Source organism: Anaerococcus sp. (genome assembly GCF_022770135.1).
GTDB lineage: Bacteria > Bacillota > Clostridia > Tissierellales > Peptoniphilaceae > Anaerococcus.
On sequence record NZ_JALEIL010000035.1, the window covers coordinates 1 to 2,354 of the forward strand.

General features: G+C 38.1%; 3 protein-coding genes. All 3 read left to right on the forward strand.

The annotated features are described in order from the left end of the window. The coding region (locus MRZ08_RS01390) for an amidohydrolase family protein (RefSeq protein WP_297378439.1) at window positions 1-386 on the forward strand (386 nt) is incomplete at its 5' end. Beyond that, window positions 383-1,309, forward strand: coding sequence for a hexose kinase (locus MRZ08_RS01395; protein ID WP_297378442.1), 927 nt, complete (start codon window positions 383-385; stop codon window positions 1,307-1,309). The genes MRZ08_RS01390 and MRZ08_RS01395, both read left to right, overlap by 4 nt. Further along, entirely contained in the window at window positions 1,309-2,292 is a 984-nt protein-coding gene (locus MRZ08_RS01400) for a tagatose 1,6-diphosphate aldolase (RefSeq protein ID WP_297378445.1), read from the forward strand. Before MRZ08_RS01395 ends, MRZ08_RS01400 begins: the two co-directional genes overlap by 1 nt. The last annotated feature ends 62 nt before the right edge of the window (window positions 2,293-2,354 follow it).

The window sequence follows — 2,354 nt, forward strand, 5'->3', positions numbered from 1 at the left end:
CAGCAGAGATCTTGATGGACGTAAAGGGAAGAGATAGGATAGCTCTTATTACAGATTGTATGTCAGCAGGTGGTATGCCTGAAGGAGACTACAAGCTAGGAGACTTTCCTGTAATAGTAAAAGATGGAACAGCGAGACTTAAGGATGGAGGATCTCTTGCAGGATCTATCCTAAGACTTAAGGAAGCTGTCAAAAATGTTGTAGAATGGGAGATTGCGGATGTCTTTGAGGCCATACAAATGGCAAGCCTTATTCCTGCCAAATCTGTCGGAATCGATGATGTATGTGGGAAAATCCACGAAGGCTATGACGCAGACTTTATAGTCCTTGATGAGAACCTAGACCTTACTGCAACCTTCCTAAATGGAGAAAGGGTATTTGGATGATACTAACGATAACGGCGAACCCTTCTGTAGATATATCTTACCAACTAGAAAAGTTCAATATCGACGATGTAACAAGAACTAACGATATAGAAAAGCACGCTGGTGGTAAGGGAATCCATGTTGGATATGTTCTAAAAGAATTGGGAACTAAGCCTGTACATTCAGGATTTGCAGGGGGAAAACTTGGAGAATTTATAGAAGAAGGCCTAGAAAAGAGAGGCCAAGAGGCAAGATTTGTTAAGATTAAGGGAGATACTAGAAACTGTATAGCCATCCTTCACGAAGGTAAACAAACCGAAATCCTCGAGGCAGGCCCAACTATAAGTAAAGAAGAGGAAGAAGAATTCTTAAATAAGCTTGATCAAATAAGCGAAGGCTGCCATATAATAAATATATCAGGCTCCCTTCCAAAGGGACTTACAAGTGATTTCTACAAAGAGATAATTAAGTATGCAAAAAAGCATGATAAATTTGTCTCAGTAGATACTTCTGGCAAGACCCTTAAGGATATGATCAACGCAGAAGAAAAACCAGATCTTATAAAGCCTAACGAAACAGAAATAGCTGACGTACTAGGCAGAAATATCGAAAAGAAGGACTTGAAGGAAATCTTACAGGAAGAGCCTTTCAAGGACATCCCATATATAATAGTATCTATGGGAAAAGACGGGGCTATGGTTAAGATTAAAGATAAAATCTATAATGCCAAAGTTCCAAAAGTAGAAGCCGTAAACCCAGTAGGAAGCGGTGATTCATCTCTTGCGGGGGCGCTTTTTGCAATAGATGAAGGAAAGTCTGATGAAGAAATAATAAAGACTTCAATGACTTGCGGTCTATTAAACGTTCTTACAGAAGAAATTGCCCATATAGAAATAGAAAAGTTTGACAAATATTTCGAAGAAATAAAAGTGGAGGAAGTATAATGAAAATTTCACAAGAAAAACTAGAAAATCTTAAACAATTAGTAAATGAAGACGGAGCCATAGCAGCCCTTGCCATTGACCAAAGAGGATCAATGGAAAAAATGATGGGTAAAGCTAACCCTGACCTTAACAATGTAGAAGGAATAGGAGCCTACAAGGAATTAGTTTCAAAAGAACTAACACCATTTGCCTCATCAATCCTACTTGACCCAATCTATGGAGAAAAAGGAATTGCAGCTAGGGCAGATAATGCAGGCCTTATCCTAAGCTACGAGCAAACAGGTTATGATGAATACGATGAAGGAAGACTTCCAAGACTTATTAACTTCATGAGCGTACTTAGAGCAAAAGAAATGGGAGCTAATGCTATAAAGACCCTTCTCTACTACGACTGTGATGATGAAGAAGAAACAAATGACATCAAAAGAGCTTGGGTAGAAAGAGTAGGATACGAATGTGAAGGCCTAGGACTTCCACACTTCCTAGAAATCATCACTTATGATAGAAATATGGAATCTGAAAAAAATGCTGAATACGCAAAGGTAAGACCACACAAGGTAAATACTGCGATGAAAGAATTCTCTGATCCAAAATACAAGGTAGACGTTCTTAAGGTTGAAACACCAACCAATATGAACTTCGTAGAAGGACTCGGCAAGGAAGAAGCAGTTTATACAAGGGAAGAAGCAATCAAACACTTCAAAGATCAATCAGATTCAACTAATCTACCGTTCATCTTCCTATCAGGTGGAATTACTGCAGAACTATTCCAAGAAACATTAAGACTTGCCAAAGAAGCAGACTCACAATTTAACGGAGTTCTCTGCGGTAGAGCAACTTGGAAAGACTCAGTAGAAATATATGGAAAAGATAAAGAAGAAGCCAAGAAATGGCTAGAAACAACAGGAAAAGAAAACATCCAAACTCTAAATGAAGTCCTAAAAGAAACAGCTCACTCTGTTTTTGAAAAAATCGAAGAATAAAATATAAGAGTAAAAATAATGCAGGAAGCAAGGAGATTTTGCTTTCTGCATTTTAAGTTAAG

Excerpts from the sequence above, each read along its gene's own strand:
- MRZ08_RS01395 (WP_297378442.1), top strand. The coding sequence starts at position 383 with ATGATACTAACGATAACGGCGAACCCTTCTGTAGATATATCTTACCAA.
- MRZ08_RS01400 (WP_297378445.1), top strand. The coding sequence starts at position 1,309 with ATGAAAATTTCACAAGAAAAACTAGAAAATCTTAAACAATTAGTAAAT.